The sequence below is a fragment of the Rhodonellum sp. genome (assembly GCF_030656585.1).
In the GTDB taxonomy this organism is placed as follows: Bacteria; Bacteroidota; Bacteroidia; order Cytophagales; family Cyclobacteriaceae; genus Rhodonellum; species Rhodonellum psychrophilum.
In genome coordinates this window covers 212,969-234,994 of sequence record NZ_JAUSPP010000080.1, presented here as the reverse complement: position 1 = coordinate 234,994, position 22,026 = coordinate 212,969, and the positions used below count along the sequence as shown (strand labels likewise).

At 42.1% G+C, this 22,026-nt stretch carries 15 protein-coding genes; 6 read left to right on the top strand and 9 right to left on the bottom strand.

The window, feature by feature from the left end:
* Window position 1: 1 nt before the first annotated feature.
* Together Q7J63_RS20220 and Q7J63_RS20215 are read right to left on the bottom strand one after the other, a co-directional pair.
* Entirely contained in the window at window positions 2-2,647 is a 2,646-nt protein-coding gene (locus tag Q7J63_RS20220; protein WP_304888808.1) for an HAD-IC family P-type ATPase, read from the bottom strand.
* A gap of 10 nt (window positions 2,648-2,657) precedes the next feature.
* Window positions 2,658-3,743: a site-2 protease family protein gene (locus tag Q7J63_RS20215; protein ID WP_304888806.1), complete on the bottom strand. Its 1,086-nt coding sequence runs from the start codon at window positions 3,741-3,743 to the stop codon at window positions 2,658-2,660.
* Between the two features lie 358 nt (window positions 3,744-4,101).
* On the opposite strand from Q7J63_RS20215, the gene Q7J63_RS20210 reads away from it, so the two are divergent.
* From Q7J63_RS20210 to Q7J63_RS20190, 5 genes are all read left to right on the top strand, one after another.
* Complete coding sequence (locus Q7J63_RS20210) at window positions 4,102-7,482, top strand: methylmalonyl-CoA mutase family protein (RefSeq protein ID WP_304888804.1); 3,381 nt, start codon at window positions 4,102-4,104, stop codon at window positions 7,480-7,482.
* 240 nt (window positions 7,483-7,722) lie between these two features.
* Window positions 7,723-8,139 carry an OsmC family protein gene (locus tag Q7J63_RS20205; RefSeq protein WP_304888802.1) on the top strand — a complete coding sequence of 139 codons (417 nt, stop codon included), beginning with the start codon at window positions 7,723-7,725 and terminating at the stop codon, window positions 8,137-8,139.
* On the top strand, window positions 8,136-8,375 hold the full coding sequence (locus Q7J63_RS20200; RefSeq protein WP_304888800.1) for a hypothetical protein: 240 nt from the start codon (window positions 8,136-8,138) through the stop codon (window positions 8,373-8,375). Before Q7J63_RS20205 ends, Q7J63_RS20200 begins: the two co-directional genes overlap by 4 nt.
* A gap of 4 nt (window positions 8,376-8,379) precedes the next feature.
* The gene (locus tag Q7J63_RS20195; RefSeq protein WP_304888799.1) at window positions 8,380-9,405 is read left to right on the top strand and encodes a Cache sensor protein; all 1,026 of its coding nucleotides are present in this window, start codon (window positions 8,380-8,382) and stop codon (window positions 9,403-9,405) included.
* Between the two features lie 92 nt (window positions 9,406-9,497).
* Window positions 9,498-12,302: a PAS domain-containing hybrid sensor histidine kinase/response regulator gene (locus Q7J63_RS20190; RefSeq protein ID WP_304888797.1), complete on the top strand. Its 2,805-nt coding sequence runs from the start codon at window positions 9,498-9,500 to the stop codon at window positions 12,300-12,302.
* Between the two features lie 13 nt (window positions 12,303-12,315).
* On the opposite strand, the gene Q7J63_RS20185 is transcribed toward Q7J63_RS20190, so the two are convergent.
* The 4 genes from Q7J63_RS20185 to Q7J63_RS20170 all read right to left on the bottom strand — a co-directional run bounded on the left by Q7J63_RS20185 (window position 12,316) and on the right by Q7J63_RS20170 (window position 16,406).
* Complete coding sequence (locus Q7J63_RS20185; protein WP_304888796.1) at window positions 12,316-13,632, bottom strand: dihydrolipoamide acetyltransferase family protein; 1,317 nt, start codon at window positions 13,630-13,632, stop codon at window positions 12,316-12,318.
* A gap of 84 nt (window positions 13,633-13,716) precedes the next feature.
* Window positions 13,717-14,982 carry a competence/damage-inducible protein A gene (locus Q7J63_RS20180; RefSeq protein WP_019597079.1) on the bottom strand — a complete coding sequence of 422 codons (1,266 nt, stop codon included), beginning with the start codon at window positions 14,980-14,982 and terminating at the stop codon, window positions 13,717-13,719.
* Between the two features lie 141 nt (window positions 14,983-15,123).
* Window positions 15,124-15,909 (bottom strand): SDR family oxidoreductase, encoded by a 786-nt coding sequence (locus tag Q7J63_RS20175; protein WP_019597078.1) that lies wholly within the window; start codon window positions 15,907-15,909, stop codon window positions 15,124-15,126.
* On the bottom strand, window positions 15,906-16,406 hold the full coding sequence (locus Q7J63_RS20170) for a dihydrofolate reductase (protein WP_304888793.1): 501 nt from the start codon (window positions 16,404-16,406) through the stop codon (window positions 15,906-15,908). Before Q7J63_RS20170 ends, Q7J63_RS20175 begins: the two co-directional genes overlap by 4 nt.
* Window positions 16,407-16,420: 14 nt before the next feature.
* Here Q7J63_RS20170 and Q7J63_RS20165 point away from each other — a divergent pair, with 14 nt between their 5' ends.
* Window positions 16,421-16,690, top strand: a complete 270-nt coding sequence (locus Q7J63_RS20165) for a hypothetical protein (RefSeq protein ID WP_304888791.1) — start codon at window positions 16,421-16,423, stop codon at window positions 16,688-16,690.
* Window positions 16,691-16,742: 52 nt separating this feature from the next.
* Here the strand turns inward: Q7J63_RS20165 and Q7J63_RS20160 are convergent, their stop codons facing one another.
* From Q7J63_RS20160 to Q7J63_RS20150, 3 genes are all read right to left on the bottom strand, one after another.
* Window positions 16,743-17,669, bottom strand: coding sequence for a DUF4412 domain-containing protein (locus Q7J63_RS20160; RefSeq protein ID WP_304888790.1), 927 nt, complete (start codon window positions 17,667-17,669; stop codon window positions 16,743-16,745).
* A 103-nt stretch (window positions 17,670-17,772) separates the two neighbouring features.
* Complete coding sequence (gene fmt / locus Q7J63_RS20155; RefSeq protein WP_304888788.1) at window positions 17,773-18,699, bottom strand: methionyl-tRNA formyltransferase; 927 nt, start codon at window positions 18,697-18,699, stop codon at window positions 17,773-17,775.
* A 341-nt stretch (window positions 18,700-19,040) separates the two neighbouring features.
* A complete protein-coding gene (locus Q7J63_RS20150) occupies window positions 19,041-21,983 on the bottom strand; it encodes a prolyl oligopeptidase family serine peptidase (RefSeq protein ID WP_304888786.1) in 2,943 nt (980 codons plus the stop codon).
* Window positions 21,984-22,026: the final 43 nt, after the last annotated feature.

Sequence of the window (22,026 nt, the reverse complement as noted above, 5' to 3'; positions counted from 1 at the left end):
ATTATTTTTTGATTTGAATCAGTTTATAAGTTTCTACTACCCAAAATGTCATGGATCCAAGGGAAGCCCAAAGGATGAATTCCACAGCCCTTACGGGGCGAAAATCAAATAATTGAGAAAGAACAGGCGTTTGGATAATCAGGATTTGGATGAGAACAGAAAGCAGAAAGGCCAAATTTACCCATTTATTGCTGAATAGGCCAATTTTGAAAGTAGAACCTCTTAAGTTCCGCATATTGAAAACATTAAACAATTGTGAAAAACTCATGACGATAAATACGATCGTTCTGGCTTTTTCAATTCCTTCTGGTAGGTACCATTTGAATGCGGTAATGGCCAATCCAGTCATTAACAAAATATTGATAACGAGTAATGGGAAAATCCTCTTACTAAGAATATTTTCTTTAGGATTGATTGGCGGCGAAGTGAGTTCGTTTCCCTGGCCTTTTTCTGTTGCCAGCGCTTTGTCACACAAACCATCCGTGACCAGGTTGATCCATAAAATTTGCGTGGCGGTCAGGGGCATTGACAATCCTAGGCTTACTGCCGAAATCAAGGTGAAGATTTCAGCTAAACTGGTTGTTACCAAATAAAAACTCGTTCTCCTTGCATTATTGAAGACAATTCGGCCCTGCTCGATCGCATGGACGATTGTTGAGAAATTGTCATCCGCCAAAACCATTACCGATGCATCTCTTGCAACATCTGTCCCCATTATACCCATGGAGACACCTACATTGGCTTGCTTAAGCGCTGGTGCATCGTTGACGCCATCTCCTGTCATGGCGATCAGTTCCCCTTGTTTTTGAAGGGACTGGGCGATTTTAAGTTTCATTATCGGACTTAGTCTTGAAAACACATCCGCTTCCATAACAGCCTTGTCTAGCTGTTCTTCATCCATTTGTTGAAGCTCCGTATCCGTATAGACTTTTTCTCTTCCCGGCAGCACGATGCCCACTTTTTTACCTATCGCTAAAGCCGTTTCGGAATGGTCCCCTGTAGCCATGATGACCCTTATTCCGGCCTGATGGCAGGAGTTCACTGCTTCCAGTACTCCGGGTCTTGGTGGGTCAAGCATTCCCGCCAATCCAACAAATTCAAAATTATTGTGGTGATCTTGGTTGAGGTGCTCTGATTGTTGTGCCATTGCCAGCACCCTAAAGCTCTCTTTCGACCATTTTTCAAATTTATCCTGGATGGGCTTGATGGTAATGTCATTCAATTTTTGCAGACTTCCCCAACTGTCATGATAAGAATTGCATTTGGCCAAGATGGCTTCCGGGGCACCAATTATGAACCGCGTTTCAGTTCCGTTTTTCTCGACTATCGTAGACCGGTATTTCAGTTCAGCATCAAAGGCAATATCTTCTTTTATGGGCAATTGCTTTTTTTGGCCAACTTTATTGGCCAATACCAAAAATGCAGCCTCTGTGGGATCCCCAGTCACTTGGTATTGTCCACTTTCTTTTTTGGAAACAGCTGTTTGGTGACAATGGGCAGCAATTTCAAAAAGTTTGTAAAATGACTTGATGTCTTCATTTTTAGCCAAGAGGTCACCTTTGCTCTCCCATCCTTCCCCGGTCACCTCAGCTTCTTCCACTCCAGGAATCCATATTTTTTTGATGGTCATGGTGTTCTGGGTAAGCGTTCCTGTTTTGTCCGTGATAATTGTGCTCACGGAACCAAGACTTTCTGTGGCAGAAATTTCGCGGATAATGGCATTCTTGTGGGACATGCGATAGGAGCCAACAGCCAGTACAATTGACAATACGGCTGGCAACCCCTCAGGGATGGCGGATACCAATGCTGCAATGGAAATCAACAATACCTCACTGACCTCTACCTCCAGAAAAAAATAACCAGCCAAAAATAGCAGGATTGCACTTGAAATGGCGATATAAGCCATTTGTTTGGCGAGTTGATCTGTTTTTATCTGAAAATTTGTCTTTTTGGGAGTGATGGTTTTAAGGGAACTGGCAATATCACCGATCTGGGTTCTTAGGCCTGTACCCGTGACAATTGCTCTTACAGAGCCGCTTGCCAGATAGGTGCTTTTCCAGACCATATTGGTTTTTTCACCCAGCGAGATGTTTTCAGGAAGTTTTTTATTTGTTTTTTGCACCGGAAGGGCTTCTCCCGTAAGGGAAGCTTCGGTGGTTCTCGCATTTTTAAACAGCCAAACCCTCGCATCAGCTGGAATAATATCTCCCTCCTCCAAGGCGATGAGATCACCTGGGACCAATTCCTTTGAGTCTATGGTCTGTAATTCTCCTTCTCTTACCACCTTGCACTTTGGAACAAGAAGACTTCTCAAAGCTGCCACTGCACCTTCCGCTTTGTATTCCTGTACAAAGCCAATGACCGCATTGATGAGTATTATTCCCAGAATGACATAAACATCCAAATAATGCTCCGTGAAATAGGATATCGCGGCAGCCAGCAATAAAATATACACCATCAAATTGGTGAATTGCTTGAGGATTATTTTCCAAAGCGGTCTTCCTGCCTGATCAGGGATTTCGTTTTTCCCAAACACCTTCTGCTTTTCTTGAACATCCGCAGGACTTAGCCCTTGATCTGATGTGTTCAATTCTTCAAGCAAATCCTGGATGTCAAGGGTATGAGGTTTTGTTTGAAAAGGTTTCATTTCAATTTTTTCATTTTAAAAGTGCGGATTTCACCAAAATAAACTCCGAGATGTTTTCTTGATCCAAAATCGCTAAAAAGTGTCCGTTTTCAATTACAAATGCCACTTTTTGGTTTTGAGTTGCCATTTTTCTCCATGCTTCGTCAAGGTCTTCTTCGGTTTCGATTTTCAAAGGGGATTGATTGGCGACTGACCCAACGTGGGTGTTTTCATTTCCTGCCTGAAGTCCTCGGATTATCTCATCCTTGCTGAGGGTCCCCACGGCAACATCGTCTTTGACGACCACAAAATGGGTGGCTTGGCTACCTAATAATTTTTCGATGGCCTTAGATAGCGGAGCATCAAAACCAACCAACTGAAAGTTCATCATCATTGCATCCTTGACCTTGAATCCCTTTAAAATACTTTCCTGGGTGGTGTGGCTTACTTCTGCCGCAGCTCCCAAGAAGATAAAGATGCCAATGAAAACCAAAATAGGATTGTTGAACAAGCCATAGAAAACAAAAACGATGGCAATCATCTGTCCAATAGTTCCAGCGATTTGTGTGGCTTTTGCCCGCGGGAGACGAATCGCCAAAAATGCACGGAGAACCCTTCCACCATCCATAGGAAAGGCCGGCAAAAGATTGAACAAAGCCAATATCAAATTGGCAGAAGCAACAAAGAGAACGAAAGTATTGGCATTGATTTTCAGTTCCTCCATATTCAGTTGCTCCAAATTGAAGCCGGTAATGCTGAGGATAATGGTAAGGACCAAGAAAATTCCAATATTGACCAAAGGTCCGGCAATTGCAACCCAGAGCTCTTGTTTGGGGTCTTCAGGGAGTTTTTCAAGCCTTGCCAATCCACCAATAGGCAATAGGGTGATGTCTTTGGTGGAAATCCCAAAGCGCTGAGCTGCCAAGGCATGGCCGAATTCATGAAGGGTGACGCAAAAAAACAGTGTCAAGACAAAGCCGATTGTCCATGCAATGTCCACAGCAGGAGCACCCATCCTCACATTCGAGATCACAATCCACAGCAGCAAAAGAGAAAAAGTCCAGTGGATAAAAACCTTGACATTTCTGTACGTTCCCAAGTAAAGTGAAAGCTTCATAACTTAAAAATTAGGATTTTGAAATTAATAGATTCAATATAACTCTTTTACTGCTTTTGTACTGCAAATTTAAGCCCTTATTTCCCCTCATAATATGATAAAAGTCAGCTAAGAAGTTGATTGAATGTTTTCACTCCGCATTATGCCAAGTATTAATATTTTCAACCATTCCCGTATTTGTTTTAATGATGGAATTGAATTTTGCTGAATTTCAAAGCATTGTTTTGAAATCCATAAGGAATGACTTTACCCAAACGTTTGATTTTTCTTATATTCGCAACCCTAAACAAAGATTTAATTCTGGGCGTTGTTCCAGAATAAGTCCATTTTCATTGTGCCAAATTAACCCAAGTATAAAATGTCAGTGTCTCAAGAGATTTATAAACCCAAAAACCACATCCGATTAGTCACTGCAGCATCCCTATTTGACGGGCATGATGCGGCGATCAATATCATGCGCAGAATCATTCAATCCACCGGTTGTGAGGTGATTCATTTGGGCCATAATCGATCTGTACAGGAAATTGTGGACTGTGCCATTCAGGAAGATGTCCAGGCCATCGCCATTACATCCTACCAAGGTGGGCACGTTGAATTTTTCAAATACATGCACGATCTCTTGAAAGAAAGGGGTGCTGAACGGATCAAGATTTTTGGAGGTGGTGGAGGAACTATCCTTCCCGAAGAAATTCGGGAATTGCACGAATATGGCATCACCAGAATATATGCACCCGATGATGGAAGATCCATGGGACTTCAGGGTATGATCAATGACCTAGTCGAACAATCCGATTTTCCGGTCGGCCAGGACCTGCCTGAAAGTTTGGAACTTAATAGCAATGACAAACAGGCGATCGCCAAAATCATATCCGCAGCAGAGAATTTTCCGGAACAAAGCAAGGAAATGCTCCACTCTATCAGGGAAAAAGCTGCCAAAAGCAAGACACCGGTTCTAGGAATTACCGGTACGGGAGGATCAGGGAAATCCTCCTTGGTAGATGAGTTGGTCAGGAGATTTTTGATTGACTTTAAGGGAAAAAATATTGCCATCATTTCTGTGGATCCATCCAAAAGGAAAACAGGTGGGGCATTATTAGGCGATAGGATTCGGATGAATGCGATCCATCATCCAAATGTCTACATGCGTTCCCTGGCCACGCGCCAATCCAATCTGGCGCTTTCCAAATATGTGCAGGATGCAGTGGACATCGTCAAGGCTGCAGATTTTGATTTGATCATCTTGGAGACTTCCGGAATCGGCCAATCCGATACAGAAATCATCGAACACTCTGACATGTCTCTCTATGTAATGACACCGGAGTATGGTGCCGCGACGCAGCTGGAGAAAATAGACATGTTGGATTTTGCAGATATCATCGCGTTGAACAAATTTGACAAAAGGGGAGCCCAGGACGCCCTTAGAGATGTAAAAAAACAATACAAACGCAACCACAACCTATGGGACATCGCGGATGAAGCGCTTCCTGTGTTTGGAACCATCGCTTCTCAGTTCAATGATCCGGGCATGAACAACCTCTACAAGGCGATCATCCATGAATTGGTTGCCAAAACAGGGGTTGATTTGCAGACTTCCTTTGAGGTTTCCCTAGAGATGTCAGAAAAAATCTACATTATTCCCCCCGCTCGAACCCGCTACCTTTCGGAAATTTCTGAAAGCAACAGGGGGTATAAAAAATGGGTGGAGACGCAAAAGGAGGTTGCCCAAAAACTGTTCAGCATCAAGAAATCGATGGAAGCCATCGAGAATACCTCCGTGGCGGATAAGGACCGTTTGATCAAGGAACTTGCGGAGGTTTATGCCGAGGTAGAACTGGAACTCGATCCCAAAAACAAAAAATGGCTGGAAGAGTGGCCTGCCAAAGCCAAAAAATACAGCGAAGAATATTACACTTTCAAGGTTCGAGACAAAGAAATAAAAATCGCATCCTATTATACTTCGCTTTCGGGATCCCATATCCCAAAAGTTTCCCTTCCCAAATACGAGGCTTGGGGAGATTTGTTGAAATGGGGATTGACGGAAAATGTTCCAGGTGAATTTCCATTTACCGCAGGGGTATTTCCTTTCAAAAGAGAAGGCGAAGATCCTACCCGGATGTTTGCAGGAGAAGGCGGGCCAGAGCGGACCAACAAACGTTTTCACTATGTATCCAAGGGGATGCCTGCCAAAAGGCTTTCCACCGCCTTTGACTCGGTCACGCTTTATGGGGAAGACCCGGATTATAGGCCTGACATTTACGGAAAAATCGGAAATTCAGGAGTCAATATCTGTTGCCTTGATGATGCAAAGAAATTGTATTCAGGCTTCAATCTTTCCGATCCGATGACGTCTGTTTCCATGACCATCAATGGACCAGCCGCCACGATGACTGCATTTTTCATGAATGCGGCCATTGACCAGCAGTGTGAGGTTTACATCAAGGCAAATGGTCTGGAAGAGGAAGTCAATGCAAAAATCAAGAGTATTTACCGCCAAAAGGAAACTCCAATACCTCGCTACAACGGTACCATTCCAGAAGGAAATGATGGATTGGGCCTGATGTTGCTCGGCGTTACGGGTGACGAAGTATTGCCCAAGGAAGTCTATGAAGAAATAAAAACTTCCACGCTGATGAAGGTGAGGGGAACGGTTCAGGCAGATATCCTCAAAGAAGACCAGGCTCAGAATACCTGTATATTTTCGACCGAGTTCTCTCTCCGGCTGATGGGAGATGTACAGCAATATTTCATTGACCAAAAAATCAGGAATTTCTATTCGGTATCCATTTCGGGTTATCACATTGCGGAAGCAGGAGCCAATCCGATCACCCAATTGGCCCTGACTTTGTCAAACGGTTTTACCTACGTGGAGTATTATGTCTCCAGGGGAATGGATATCAATAAATTTGCACCGAATCTATCTTTCTTCTTTTCCAATGGCATTGATCCTGAATATTCTGTCATCGGAAGGGTGGCAAGGAAAATTTGGGCCAAAGCGATGAAGATGAAATATGGTGCTGATGAAAGATCCCAAATGCTGAAATACCATATTCAGACCTCAGGAAGATCCCTGCATGCGCAGGAAATTGATTTCAATGACATCAGGACCACTCTTCAGGCTTTGTATGCGATCTATGACAATTGCAATTCATTGCATACCAATGCGTATGACGAGGCGATCACCACGCCAACCGAAGCTTCAGTAAGAAGGGCAATGGCGATCCAGTTGATTATCAACAAAGAACTTGGTTTGGCAAAAAACGAAAATCCACTGCAAGGAGCATTTATCATAGATGACCTCACCGAATTGGTGGAGGAAGCTGTTTATACAGAATTTGACCGGATCACCGAAAGGGGAGGAGTGCTGGGAGCGATGGAGACCATGTACCAAAGAGGGAAAATCCAGGAGGAAAGTCTTTATTATGAAACCTTAAAACATACGGGTGAATATCCAATCATCGGTGTGAACACTTTCTTGTCTGCTGATGGCTCTCCGACCGTTACTCCGGGGGAAGTCATCAGAGCCACTAATGAAGAGAAAGAAACCCAGATCGAAACCCTTAAAAAGCTTCATAAAAAGAACGAAGACAAGGCGGAACCCCACATGGAAAAACTCCGCGTTGCTGCCGTTCAAAATCAAAATATCTTTGAAAAATTAATGGAAGCATCCAAATACTGTTCCCTGGGTCAAATCACCCAAGCCCTCTACGAAGTGGGTGGACAATACAGGAGAAATATGTGATCAGACAAGGGAAACCCTTAGGGGAATTGGCATTTGCAAATTATGAATCCAAGAGAATTCATGAAAAGAAATTTCGAATAGGATTGTGAACACCTGAGTATTAAATCCGTTTTGAAATGGATATTACTTTTGGAAGTTTAAATTGAAATACAAAAGGGGGATAGATTGAAAATCTCCCCCTTTTTTCTATCTGTTATTATTAAATCATCAACAACATACTTATAAAAAATCAACGATACGATGTCAAAAAGAAACGTTACTGTCCGAATGAAAGCGGACTATGAATATGAATCCGTCAACCAACAGGGGAATAAGGTAAGTATCGATATGTATGATGCTCCACAAAAACAAGCTCAGTCTCCAATGGATCTATTGCTGTCGGCTTTGGGAAGCTGTGCCTCTGTAGATGCGGTGCTGATGATGAAAAAGAAAAGAAGGACACTTGTTGATTTTTATGTTGAGGTAGAAGGATCACGAAACGAGGGAATTCCATCCTATTATACGGATATTCATTTGAAATTTGTATTGGTTTCACCGGATGCCACCGATGAGGAATTTGCAAAAGTAGTGGCTTTGTCTGTTGAGAAATATTGTTCCGTAGCTTCTTCTCTCAAATCAGAAATTACATTTTCTGCACATGTTGAAAGGCCATTATGAGGGTTGTAAAAGAATTCAGTAAAGCAGAAACCAGAATTTCTGTTTTTTCCTGGAACAACAAATATATTGTCAAATATGAACAAGGGGCCCTGGAACAAACCTTCAAAGTATCCGAAATGGATATTTTGGAGGAGTCCGATCTTGATCATTTTTTTGAAGGAAATTTCTTTGACTTGGTTTTAGAAAGGTTTAAAGAAATGGGAGAAACTCTTCGGAATGAAATCGAAAATTTTTAGCTTTATGAAAAAGCATTTTAAGATGAAGAAATGTCCTTATTTTATATTGATTGTTACTCAATTTATATTTTTTTCATGTGGATTTTCCTCCAATAATAAGGAAGAATTCAGTCACAGGGATGTGGATTCATTTATAGCACTATTGGAATTCGATTTCAAGGTTTTAGAAGATGAGATCATCTCGCTTGCCCGCGAAACTGAACAGCTTTATGAACACAAAGAGGAAATCATCAGCAAGTCAAAGAAAAACCCATTAACCATAGAAAATGGTATTGCAAATGCGGCACCCAATGGGGACCCCAAGAGGAGTACGCTTTATATTTCAACTATGGCAAAGGACAAGGAAGGCCTTGAGGATTTGATTTTTTTAACAGATTCACTGGATTATAATTTTAGGGAGATTGTCAGGAGGCACCAGGTAGTTTCCCAAGTTTACTTCAACAGCCATTTGCAATTAAATCGATTATTTCCACCCTTTGATCCAGCCAGTTTGATTTTACCAGATTTGGATATTACCTCTTTTAATTTCTATTATAGGGCAGATTTGACCCACAACCCTGATAAAGGTCCTGTCTGGCTGGAAGAAATTTACTTGGATCCAGCAGGCAAAGGTTGGATGATTTCGTTGCTTCATCCTGTTTATTATCAAGGAGAATTGCAGATGGTTTTGGGATTTGACATCACGGTAAATGACATTTTGGAATTTTACCTAAACAGGTATTCCAATCAGATTGTGATTATCGATGAAGCAGGGACAGTAGTAGCAGGAAAATCTAAGGCCATTGAAGCATTGTCTTTGCCCCCATTGATCAATCACACCTACATCCAAACCATCACCTCCAATAATTTCAGGATGGAGGATTTCAATCTTTTCAAAAGCAAAAATAAGGAAGTGAGGAAAATGGCTACCCATATTATATTGACAAAAGGAAGCGATTTTTTGCTTAAAGAGGGGAAAGAAAGTGTTGATATTCGGGCAAAAAAAATGAATTTGTTTAATTGGTATGTGCTGGATCTTCAGTTGAAATGAGGGATCAATCCATTTCTATAGCGCAAAGAATTTCAGGACCTTTTAAATGGTTCGTGGCACTCGCTTTTTTCGTAGTTTTTTTAATTGTTTTTTTGGGGTATAGTTTTTTCCAGGCACTTTCTGAAAATCAATTGGAATCCAGAAATGAATTCCTTGCCAAGCAAGTGGAATTTGCCTCAAGAGACATTCAGAAAACCTTCAGATCTATGGATCAAGATATGGTTTTCTTCGTTGAAAATCTTGAGGCATGGACGTATGAGAGAACATCCAATGAGCAATTGGCTTTTGAGAAAAGAGCAAGACGAATTTTTAATAATCACAGGAATTTGGTCGACTCGATCATTGTTGTTTTCCCAAATCATGTCGTATCATTCCATTTCGACAAAGGAAATAATTTCGTAAGAACCTTTCACAGCGGATTGGAAGAAATCCCCCTGAATCATGGAAATGAAATCAGATTCAAATCCCAAAAGAACAATCTTCAAATAATTACCAAAGTCAATACCAACAGGTTTTTGAGTTCCGAACTCAGCAATTTTTATTTGGGAGCTTCGGCCGAAAAATTGGTGTACATCGATGGTAAACTATTGGGTTTTTCTGAAATGAATCTAAGTCCGGGTTTTATTTTGGATGATTTAAGTCTAGAAAAAATCACCAATGATATACGGGAGGGGATAAAGGGAGAGTATGAGGGAGAGTTTAACAATAGCTTGACGGGCAAAAACTATAGAGCGGTCATTCATCAATATCCTTTTGATTTCCATCCTTTTGACAAGGATTTCGCAGTCATTTTTATCCAAGATAAAAAACTAATTACCTCAGGGATTTACGTTACCTATATCTCTCTTTTTTCCGGTCTTCTCCTTCTTCTGATTTTTGTCATCGCCATTCTTTTCCAGTTCAACAGGAATACACAGGTGGCCAATAAAATTCTTTCGCAGAAAGCCGATGAAATCAATGAACTGTTTAGAAGGCAAACCTTTCTCCTCCAAGAATCCAAAGGGTTTATTTATTTTCAAGATGCAAAGGGGGAAATGACCAGTGTGGGAAAGGAAGTAGAGGGTGTATTGGGATACCAGCAGAAGGAGTTTATCAAGAATTTTAAGGACAAAATTTCCCCAAATTATATCCAAGAGCTCAATCTGCTTATTGATGAATCCATAAAAAACCTTAAAGAAGTCATTGCTTTTGAATTTGAAATTCAAAAGAAAAACGGAGATTGGATTCGGGTAAAGATTTTTGAAAAACTCCTTTATGATGAAAAGGGCGCTTTTTTGGGGAATGTTGGTATCCTTACGGATATCCAGGAAAAGTATCTGGCAGAACAGGAGCTCATTAAAAGTGAAAATAGATTGAGGGCAGTGCTAAAGAGTTTACCTGATATCATTTTCATTTATAACAACTCCGGAATTTTTCTGGATTACTACATACAAGACCAAAGTGTTCTTTTTTCCCCAGCACCTGAATCCTTAGGAAAAAGCATCCTAGAGGTTTTACCGACCCCATTGAATACCCATTTTATGGGGTTCTTTGAAAAAACCGTTCAAACGGGTAAGATTCAAACCGCAGAGTTTGAAATCATGACCAAACTGGGAAAAAAAATGTTTGAAACCCGGTTGTTTAAACTGGATGATGACAGGGTCATGTCCATTGCAAGAGATATCACGGGGCAGAAACTTTGGGAAAAAGGATTGAAGGATGCTATCAAAGCTGCAGATCAGGCCAATAAGGCCAAATCTGAATTTCTTGCCAATATGAGCCATGAAATCAGGACGCCACTGAATGGGCTCTTGGGTATCATTGGTTTGTTTGAAAATACCCCCTTGACCAAAGATCAGAAGGATTTTATTCAAATCATCAAAGATTCAGGGGATTCACTTTCCAAAATCATCAACGATATTTTGGATTATTCCAAAATAGAGGCTGGGATGATGGAATTGAAAATGAGTGTTTTCCATTTCAAAGATGAAATCCAGAAAATAATAAAGGTTTTTTCAGGACTATCTATCAAAAAAGACATTGAATTGACGTATCAATATGAGGGGTTGATTCCTACCTTCATCGAATTGGATAAGGAGAAAATCGATCAAATCTTATACAATTTGATTGGAAACGCACTGAAATTTACCCCTCAAGGAGGGAAAATTCATGTTTTGATCACTGGAGAGCCATTTTTGGAAAGCAATATTATACTCCATTTTGACATAAAGGATTCTGGAATAGGGATTCCCAAAGACAAACTTCAAATTCTGGCGCGACCATTTGTCCAAGTGGATGGAAGCAATACCCGGGAATTTACCGGAACAGGGTTGGGACTGGCCATCTCCAAAAATTTCATCGAACTGATGGGAGGGGAGTTGAAGGTAGACAGTGAGGAAAATGTTGGCTCTACTTTTTCCTTTAATATTTTGGGGAAAATCTTCACGAAAGAATCACTCATCATTTCTGTAAAATCCTTTGCAGGAAATACCCCGGACTTGGATTGGAAAAACATGGCCGCAAAATATCCACTAAAAATTCTTTTGGTGGAAGACAATGCAATCAACCTTCAATTCATGCAAATGCTCATGAATCAATTGGGTTATGACATTGAAATAGCCAAAGATGGATATGAAGCCATCGAAAAAGTAGAGAAATCGCCGCTTGATCTCATCTTCATGGACATCCAAATGCCTAGACTAAACGGCTTGAAGGCCACGCAAATCATCAGGAAAAAGGCGGGAGGAGAGGCATTTAAAATAGTCGGTCTTTCAGCAAATGCTTTTCAGGAAGACATCGCAGAGGCCTTGGCTTCTGGGATGAATGAATATTTGACAAAGCCCGTGAAAATCCCTGAGATTGCCAAAGTGATACAATCTTGCTTTTTTGAGCTTAAAAAAACAAAGGGGGTCATTTGACCCCCTTTCTCGATTATAGTTCAGTGTTCAAATCAAAAGCTTCCAGATAATCCGCAACTCTTCTCACAAACATTCCACCCAGAGAACCATCGACAACACGGTGGTCATAGGAATGGGAAAGGAACATTTTATGTCTAATGGCGATCACGTCACCAGTAGGGGTTTCTACCACCGCCGGTTTTTTGGTGATGGCACCTACGGCAAGAATAGCGACCTGAGGCTGCATGATAATGGGAGTGCCCATGACGTTGCCAAAGGACCCTACGTTCGAAACGGTGTATGTACCACCGGATAGCTCGTCTGGAGAAAGTTTGTTGTTTCTGGCGCGTAGTGCCAAATCATTGATTTTTTTGGAAAGTCCCGTCAGGTTATACTGATCGGAATTTCTGATGACTGGGACAATGAGATTTCCGGAAGGCAAAGCCACAGCTACCCCAACATTGATGTCTTTTTTCTTGATGATTTTCTCTCCGTCCACCGATATATTGATCATTGGAAAATCCTTGATGGCTCGGGCAACTGCTTGGATGAAAAATGGCGTGAATGTGAGGGCCTCACCTTCCTTTTTCTTATAGGCATCCTTGACCTTGTTTCTCCACAAGACGATATTGGTCACATCCGCCTCTACAAAAGAAGTGACATGCGCAGAAATACGCTTGGAATCGATCATTCTCTGCGAAATCATTTTTCGCATCCTGTCCATTTCGATGATTTCATCCCCAGCAGAAATACTCACCTCTACCCTTGGCATTGGCGCACTCGCAGAAGGCTTGACGACTTGGGTGATTGCAGGGATTTTTATGTCTTCCCTTGTCCTCAAGTATTCTAGAATATCCTGTTTGGTGACACGGCCTGATTTACCAGTTCCTGAAATGGAAGAAAGCTCCATTTGGGAAATTTTTTCATTCTTGGCTATACTCAGAACCAATGGGGAATAGAACCTGTCATCTCCAAAATTATTCGGCTCTGGATTTTCTTGTGACAAAATTGCGGCTGTATGGGAAGGTGCCGCAGCGATCAATTCCGATTTTTCCACTGAAGATTCGGTTGGCGTGGAGGTTGTCGGAGTCGCACCTGCGCTTCCGTTTGCCTCGGTTTCAATGACTGCAATGGGAACACCCACAGCCACTACTTCTCCTTCTTTGGCCAAAATCTTCTTTAGAATACCTCCTGCAATTGCTGGGACTTCTGTGTCAACCTTGTCTGTGGCCACTTCCAAAACGGATTCATCCTGTTCGATAAGATCCCCTTCTTTTTTTAGCCAGGTAAGGATTGTCCCCTCTATGATGCTTTCTCCCATTTTGGGCATTACCATTTCTACAAGTGCCATAATACTTTTATTTAATTGGGTTTATTTCCGACTTTTAAAATTAAATTTTATTTTATGCATTACAAAATCCTTCAAATAAAATTTTTATTCTGTTTTTTCCAAAATGCATGTTCTGAATAAGTTGAGCAAAGCCACTCCAGTCAATTGGATGTTGAGCATTCTGTCTTGGGTGAGTTGGAGTTTTTTGGTCACTGTTCTTCCCTCAAATGCACAAGCTATCCAAACTGTCCCCACCGGTTTTTCGGCCCAGCCTCCACCGGGACCTGCTATGCCACTACTCGCCAATCCATAATCCGCTTGGAACAAAGTACGGATGTTTTCCGCCATTTCGATGATGGTCTGCTCACTCACAGCGCCGAATTCTTCCAGTACCTTTTCATTCACACCCAAGATCTGATTCTTAAACGTATTGTGGTAGGGCACCACAGCACCTTGGAAATAAGCGCTGGATCCTGGGATGCTCGTAATCAAATGGGAGATGTAGCCGCCGGAACAGCTTTCGGCCAAGGCTATTTTTTTGTTTTCCTGTTTTAAAAGTCTTCCAATTGCCTCCTCAAGCGATTCCTGGTCATACCCGTAAATGTACTTGTCGATAAGTGGTTTTACTGTTTCTATTTGAAGATCAACTTCGTTTTGTAAAGTTCTCAAATCATCCCCAAAAGCGGTTAAGCGCATTCTTACCTGGCCCAAGGAAGGCAAATATGCCAGTCGTATGTGGGAGGGCAAGGATTCTTCCCAATTTTTGATCAAGTCGGCAAGCCAGCTTTCTCCTATTCCCACAGTTCTGATGACCCTATGGAAGATGGTCGGCAATTCAAAAAGTGATTTGACTTTTGGAAGAACAAAATCCGTCATGAGTTTTTTCATTTCGTGAGGGACTCCGGGCATGGACATCCATACACATCCATTTTCCTCAAACCACATTCCCGGCGCAGTACCGACTTCATTGGGTACATACTGGCATTTGGTCGGAAGGTAGGCTTGCATTTGGTTGGTGAGGGTCAATTCCCGACCCCTTTTTTCGAAAAATGTGCGAACAGCTTCCAATGCCTCTGGCACAAGTTCAGTCCCGCATTTGAAATACTCCGCCAAGAGGGGCTTGGTCAGGTCGTCATTGGTAGGTCCCAGTCCTCCAGTCATCAGAATGATGTCTGCCCTTTGTTCCGCCTGTTGAAAAGCAGATAAAATATCCGTTCTGTTGTCGCCTACCGTCGTTCTTCTGACAACCCGTACTCCGATCAAATCCAGTTCTTGACTGATCCAATGACTGTTGGTGTCGATGATTTGTCCGTAAAGCAATTCATCACCGATGGCTATTATTTCTGCTTTTATTTCTCTTTTTGGAGACATATTGTTTGGCTTTTAAGGAGCGGTTATTGGGGATTTATTCTGCGCAAAATAGTGCGTAAAGATGCAGCAACTTGCTTTTAGATGATTCAAGAACAATTGGTTTAGACTGGGAAAGGAGTAAGCTTTACATTTCGAACTCTTTTACCTCACTTTTGCTTTTTTGATCAATTTGGAAAAGAGCGCAGGGAAAAAGCGTTTGAGATGAATGGCCAAAGTTTCCTTTCCTCCTATGTACACCTCTTGCTTTTTATTGTCAATGGCATTTTTGATAGCTTTTGCACAGGCTTCGGGGGACATTCCGTTTTTTTGTGCCTCATCCATTTGGTTGAGAGCCGTTCCATTGCCCGTCAGGGCGTTGAGAGAGACATTGGTCCTGATAAAGCCGGGACAAATCATCGTCACAGCGATGTTATCTTTGAAATGTTCGGCCCTCAAGGAATCAAAAAAACCATGAAGTGCATGCTTGGAAGCCGCATAGGAGGATCTAAACGGGGAGCCGAATTTCCCCACGAGACTTGTTACTACTGCAAAATGCCCTTTTTTGTTTTCGACAAAATGGGGCAAAAGTGCCTTACTCAAGCCAATCGTTCCAAAATAATTCACTTCCATGATTTTTCTATCCACTTCCATTTGGGTTTCCAAAACCAGGGATCTTTGGCTTATGCCGCCATTGTTGACCAGTACATCGACGCTTCCAAACGCCTCAATAGCCAACCGGCAAGCTTCCCCAAATGTTTCGGGAGCAGTCAGGTCCAATGGCAATACAAATATATTTTCGGGTGTAGGGCAATCGTTTTTTAATTTCTCCAATAATTCCTTCTTTCTGGAGGAAATGATCAAACGGTTTCCATCTTTTGCATATTTTTTCACCAAAGCTTCTCCGATACCGGAAGAGGCGCCGGTAATCCAAACGACGGAAGTATTCATGATTGAATTTTTTTATAGGTCACAAAATCGAAATCGTAGTCATTTTTCTCGTCTTTCTGGAAGTGTACTTCCGAAATCCTTTCCCATATTTCGGAGTCAATTTCCGGAAAAAAAGCATCCCCTTGCAGTTCGGCATTGATTTCGGTGACCAAGAGCTCATCGCACAAGGGCAATGCCTGCTGATAAATTTCGGCACCTCCAATGATGAATACCTGGTCAAATTTTCTTGAAATACAGAGTTGAATGGCCTCCTCTAGGCTGTGTACCACAAAATGCCCTTCGGGCAATTGATATTCCTTGTTTCGGGTGATTACGATGGAAATCCTATTGGGAAGCGGTTTTCCCATGGATTCGTAGGTCTTTCTGCCCATGATGATGGGAAAACCAGTGGTTTTGCCTTTAAACAGCTTCATGTCCGAAGACAATCTCCAGATAAGCTGGTTGTCTTTTCCGATCACGTTATTCAGTGATTTGGCAACGATGATTGATATTTTCAAAATAAGATTGCTTTTTGGCGACAAGATACCAAGGTTTTCCAACTCATAAAATCAAAACCTTAAGATTGGGCGTAAAAAAAGCCAAAATCAAAGAATCGAAATCCATCGCTTTCCTGTGTTATCAGTTGTGGGAATTGGCAGGAATTGAAAAGGCCTATAAATTCGAAATATGCATTGCGTTTCATTTAGGGGTTGAAACTGTAAGAGAATCAGACAATTTGGAGGATAAGGCGAAGTGCCAATTTGATGAAGCCAAAAACAGTGCGCTACTGACCGGTTTTTAACCATTTCAGGCTGTAATGGAATTGGCAAGGCATACCATGGCTTATGATCTGCTTATTGATATGCGGAGCCAAAAACACTGGGATATTCATCCATATTAAAAACCAAAGGGGCATTATCGTCCAGTGCAAGCACCTTCATGGTAGAAACCGTTTTGTCTTTTTTACTTAGGAAATGCATTTCCAACATATTTCCCTCGGGTAGGTCTTTGAAATATCTGTCATTTTGACTTTTCATTCTTTTGGTCAAATAAGGATTTTTCCCTCCCCAAAAAGCGGTGGTTCCATGAACAGGTTTTTCTGTAATCCAAAAATCAGCGGTTCCGTCCTCATTTTCCATTTGGTATTCCGCGCAGCTATGGCCAAGAATTGCCTTGGACCTCCCGGTTTTTTTGAACGAATAATCTTCCAGGGCTGTGGTATCTGCCAATGTTCCTTCTGGCAGACCCGCACTCATTTTCTCAAAATCAAAGCCATAGGCCATCCTTGATCTTTGTCCCTCGCTTTCGATAAGGATGATGGTGGCATTTCGGTTGAAATCGTAAATCATCACCGAATTCCCCTCACCCTTTTTCTTTTCCGGATTTTCTATTTCCATTCCCATGAAAGCCTCATTGGTAGAAAAAAAGGATTTGATCTGGACCGGATCGATATCCCTGCCTTTTTCGTCTTTTCCTGTGATTTCCATCACGCTATATCCTGTAAAGGAATAGGAGGGTTCTACCTCCACATCCGCCTTGATCCCGCTGAGGATTTTGCCAAAATCCATTCCTCCCACGCTGTCTTCCGGGTACATGTCCCTAAAGACTTTTTCCATCTGCCTCATGGCCATTTTTTCTGCCTCAGTTTCCACTTTTTTTTCAACAGCTCTGCTTACTCCTCTATTGGCAGCATCCTTGATCTTTCTGAGAATCTGGGCAGAGGATGAAAAAGGTGTGACAAGAAAAAAAGCAAAAATGAAAAAAATTGAAAGAGTTCTCATATCCAATTGATATCTAGTTTCTTAAAGTTAGAGAATCTAAATATAAAAAGCCACCCTCATTTCGGTTAATTCATAAAAAATTGGATGTTTTCGATTCGTCCGTCTATTGAAGTTTGTTTCCCCTTAAGAAATCCTCTATTGCCATCCTTTTTTTTCCTTCCAGCTGAAGCTCCTTGATCTCCAGACAGCCTTCACCGGTTTTGAATACCAAATGGTGTTTGCCATCGGTTTTGAATTGTCCTGGTTGGAGATCTTGGAAATCCGTGGACGCTACATTGGAACGGAAGATCTTACAGTTTTTCCCCTCAAGGAGGGTCCAAGCGGCTGGGTAAGGGGAAAGTCCCCTGATCAGGTTGTGGAGATCAATGGCCGATTTGGTCCAATCGATTTGGCAGGTTTCCTTGAAGATTTTTGGAGCATGATGAAGCGCAAGGGATTCGTCCTGTATTTTTGGAGAAATACTATCCTCTGCTACGGCTTGAATGGTTTTGAGAACCAATTTTGCCCCTCTGTGCATGAGCCTTTCGTAAAGTGTTCCAATATTGTCCTCGGGCAAAATCGGTTCTTTTTCCTGAAAAATGATGCTCCCTGTGTCGATTTCATGTTTCAGGAAAAAGGTGGTGACTCCTGTTTCCTTTTCTCCATTGATGATCGCCCAGTTGATGGGCGCAGCTCCTCGGTAATCGGGCAGTAATGATGCGTGGAGGTTGAATGTGCCTTTTGGAGGCATGTTCCAAACTACTTCTGGCAGCATTCTGAAGGCAACTACCACTTGAATATCAGCCTGATAGCTTTTTAACAGTTCCAGGAATTCAGGGGATTTAAGGTTAGTTGGTTGCAGGACAGGGACTCCATGATGTACGGCAGCTTCCTTGACGGGGGAAGGAATCATTTTTTGGCCCCTTCCTTTGGGTTTGTCGGGAGCTGTAATTACGGCAACTACATTCCAACCATTGTTTATCAATATTTCCAAGGGGGGCACCGCAAACTCTGGTGTTCCCATATAGATGATGCGAAGATTTTGATTCATTTTTTTGATGCTTGATTGAAATCCCCACAAGAATAGGAACAATTATTCAGGAAGGAAAATAGGGAGGTGATTTCATTTCTTCCAGAGTGAAAACAAAAAAGCCCCTGAAAAAAACAGGGGCATTTTCATTTGGGTTTTACCCTCTTTAGAACTTAAACACTCAATGGAGAATTTCCATTAAAAGTGTTCAAACTTATGCATTTTAAGGTCAACAAAAAATACCCACAACAGGGTATTTTTCAATGGGTAAAATGTGTTTTATTTTATTTTTACAGTGAATAATGACAAATTCGAAAACCCAATTCCAAAATTTGGTTTCAATTTTTAATTGGAGAGGGCATTTAGAAGGCTCTATCTTCAAGGTGGCTCTCTAATTTCAGTCTTTCGATACCTTTCTCCATCCAATTGGGAAGGACAGCTCCTTTGAGATGGAAATCGAAAAATTCCATCATCCTCACACTATAATCTTTTCTGTTTTCGAGCTTGGCGAGGCCGTGGTTTTCGCCTTTATATTGGATAAGGATGACTGGTTTTTTCAGCCTTCTCAATGCGTTGTAGTATTCAATGCCTTGGGTGAAATCTACTGCGCCATCTTTGTCATTGTGTAGCATCAACAAAGGCGTGTTTACATTTTTGACATGATATACAGGTGAATTCCGGAGATAAGAATCCCAGTTTTCCCATGGTGCACCTTTGAATCGGCCTTGGGAAGCCTCAAAGATGGACATGTTTCCACCACCCGAATTCCAATAAATGAGGTCATACATGGAAACCATGTTCGTCAGTGGAGCACCTGCCGCTGCCGCCTTGAACATGTCTGTTTGAGTGATCAGGAAAGAAGTCTGATATCCGCCCCACGAATGTCCATGGATACCGATATTGGTTTCATCAACGATTCCGGTTTTGATGGCCTCTTTGACCGCGGGAAGGACACACCAAACGGCAGACATTCCGGGGTCATCCAATTCATACACGATATCCGGGACAAAAACCGCATAGCCATTGCTCGTGTATACATTGGGATTCCAACCTGTACCACTAAATCCAGGATTGGAATAGGAATGCAGGTTTTGGGATAGTTTTTCGTAATAATAAATCAAGGTCGGATATTTCTTCCCCTCTTCATACCCGGCTGGAAGGTACAAGGCTCCCTGTAAACTGTCCCCTTTGTCTGTGACGTAATCAATTAATCTAACACCAGAGGACCATTTGAATTTGGAAGCTTCCGGTGCATTTTCCGTCGTGATTTTCGGATTTGACAACGCAGCATCCGTCACATAAAATTCTGTAGGTAGGGTGAAGGTTTCCTTGCTGAAAAGATACACATCAGCGGACTTCGCCTTGGACAGCCTGTTGATGTTGGCATCTTCCCAAATCAGGGATTTGGTACCGGCAAGGAGCTTGGACTTTCCGGCTTCCAATCGAACAATTCCACTTTTCTTGGTCCGTTCTCCATACATTCTCAGGTATTGGGCTTTGGAAAGATCAATCCCTTTTTCTTCCGGATCCAGCACAAATCTAGATTGGTATCTGATTTTCTCTCGCCTTCCGTTTTGGGTGAGATTGATGGCTTTTTCCTTTGGGGACAAGGGGACCTGCCAAATATCCCAGCCATCCCTCAACAATACATATTTGCTGTCTGCACTCCAGCCCAATGGGGAAACCAATGGTTTGACCACATTGTGATCATCCTCCGTATCCACAAAGGTTACCGCGATATTCTCCGTCAGGTTGCTTTGCATACCCGTTTTCAGATCATAGCTGTAGAAGTGTCCATCTTTTCCGAAAAGGAGCTGTGTGCCATCTGGGGAAGATCTTGGGTAAGATGCATAATTGGGGAGGTAGAATTTTTCGAAAATCGCTTTTCGTTCTCCAGTTTTCAAATCCACAACATAAAAATCCCTGTAATTTTGTCCATCAAGATTGATGTCCAGTTCATAGGCTTGCAAATCTTCGCCCAAAGCAAAATTATGCTTGGGAAGGATATTCAAATCCTTTAAGCTGCTGTCTTGAAGGATAAGATTTTTGGCACTTGCCAAATCATACAAGGCCCACAAACTGTAATTCTTGTCTTGGTTTTCCAGAACCTGCTGTCTCGATTGCAGGCGACTGTCCTGCCAATGCCAGATCGTCATGTCTGGTTTGGTGGGGTCATCCTTGGAAACCATTGGTTTTGACTTTATCGAATCCATTTTGGCAATAGCCTTTTGAAGGTCCGCTACCGATTTGATCGTTGTGTCACTTTTGATCAATGCGATTTTTTTATCTTCAGACAAAGCAAGGGTATCTTTTGCTTCAGATTTCTTTTCTTCTTCTTTTTTGGCAAGTTCCAAGCGATGTACGCCATACATCAATCTGGTCAAGTCCTCAGTCCAAAGCGGTTTTCTGTTGGGGCTGATCGTATATTCCTTTGGGAAATCCAAGGAATCCTTCTTGGGGTCATAGACAGTGATCTGAGGATTGGCAAGGTTTTTAACACCGATTACCTTACCATGGTCCTGCTTGTATTTCTTATCTTTTACCAATTTGAGAAGGGCAAAGGCATCTCCTTTTTCGGTCCAGCTAAGTGAACGGTAGGTGGCTGTGTCACTTTCCAAAACTTGTGTGTTTCCTGTGGAAATGTTCAGCAGGTACAATCCGTTTCCGGACTTGTTCTCGGCATCAATTGTATACGCCAAATGACTTCCCGGTTTGTTGAAGCCAAACTCCAAAACGTTTCCTATATTTTGTCTTTTCCCACTTGCCAAATGCACCATCAGCAAATCGGAACCTTTGGCATCACCGTTTGCGCCTTCTTTGCCGAGATTAATGGCCAAATGCGTGGAGGATTTACCGTTGAAAGAAAAACTACTCACCTTCTCGATCACGGTTTTTTTATCCATCAACAAATCGATCAAGATTAGTTTTTCGCCTAGGGGTTTGCCCTTGCTTTTTTCATTGGCTTTCTTCTCTTTGTCTTTTGGAGATTCTTTGAAAGCGATCCATCGTCCATCATCAGAGAATGAAATGCTCGGGTTGCTGGAGGATCCGATGGGATACCTCTTTTTGCTTTCAGGATCGCCTGCTTTCTGGAGCAACAGTTCTCCGTCACCTTCTACAGGAGAGAGAATGTAGGCCAACCATTTCCCATCAGGGGACAGTTCCACTGAATTCGGAGATATGGATTTCCAACTTGGAATATCCTTCCAGCCAATGGGTTTGGGATCTTGATTGGTCTTTTCCTGTGCGAAGGTGGAAATGGTCACGAAACACAAGATGAGTGGCAATAATAGATGTCTTCTCATGGATTTTTATAATTGGGTTTTACTGAAAGTAGCCATTTTTAGG

What these genes read in the sequence shown, in the direction of transcription:
- Q7J63_RS20220 (WP_304888808.1), bottom strand. Translation starts at nt 2,647, where the DNA reads ATGAAACCTTTTCAAACAAAACCTCATACCCTTGACATCCAGGATTTG.
- Q7J63_RS20215 (WP_304888806.1), bottom strand. Translation starts at nt 3,743, where the DNA reads ATGAAGCTTTCACTTTACTTGGGAACGTACAGAAATGTCAAGGTTTTT.
- Q7J63_RS20210 (WP_304888804.1), top strand. Translation starts at nt 4,102, where the DNA reads ATGTCAGTGTCTCAAGAGATTTATAAACCCAAAAACCACATCCGATTA.
- Q7J63_RS20205 (WP_304888802.1), top strand. Translation starts at nt 7,723, where the DNA reads ATGTCAAAAAGAAACGTTACTGTCCGAATGAAAGCGGACTATGAATAT.
- Q7J63_RS20200 (WP_304888800.1), top strand. Translation starts at nt 8,136, where the DNA reads ATGAGGGTTGTAAAAGAATTCAGTAAAGCAGAAACCAGAATTTCTGTT.
- Q7J63_RS20195 (WP_304888799.1), top strand. Translation starts at nt 8,380, where the DNA reads ATGAAAAAGCATTTTAAGATGAAGAAATGTCCTTATTTTATATTGATT.
- Q7J63_RS20185 (WP_304888796.1), bottom strand. Translation starts at nt 13,632, where the DNA reads ATGGCACTTGTAGAAATGGTAATGCCCAAAATGGGAGAAAGCATCATA.
- Q7J63_RS20180 (WP_019597079.1), bottom strand. Translation starts at nt 14,982, where the DNA reads ATGTCTCCAAAAAGAGAAATAAAAGCAGAAATAATAGCCATCGGTGAT.
- Q7J63_RS20175 (WP_019597078.1), bottom strand. Translation starts at nt 15,909, where the DNA reads ATGAATACTTCCGTCGTTTGGATTACCGGCGCCTCTTCCGGTATCGGA.
- Q7J63_RS20160 (WP_304888790.1), bottom strand. Translation starts at nt 17,669, where the DNA reads ATGAGAACTCTTTCAATTTTTTTCATTTTTGCTTTTTTTCTTGTCACA.
- fmt (WP_304888788.1), bottom strand. Translation starts at nt 18,699, where the DNA reads ATGAATCAAAATCTTCGCATCATCTATATGGGAACACCAGAGTTTGCG.
- Q7J63_RS20150 (WP_304888786.1), bottom strand. Translation starts at nt 21,983, where the DNA reads ATGAGAAGACATCTATTATTGCCACTCATCTTGTGTTTCGTGACCATT.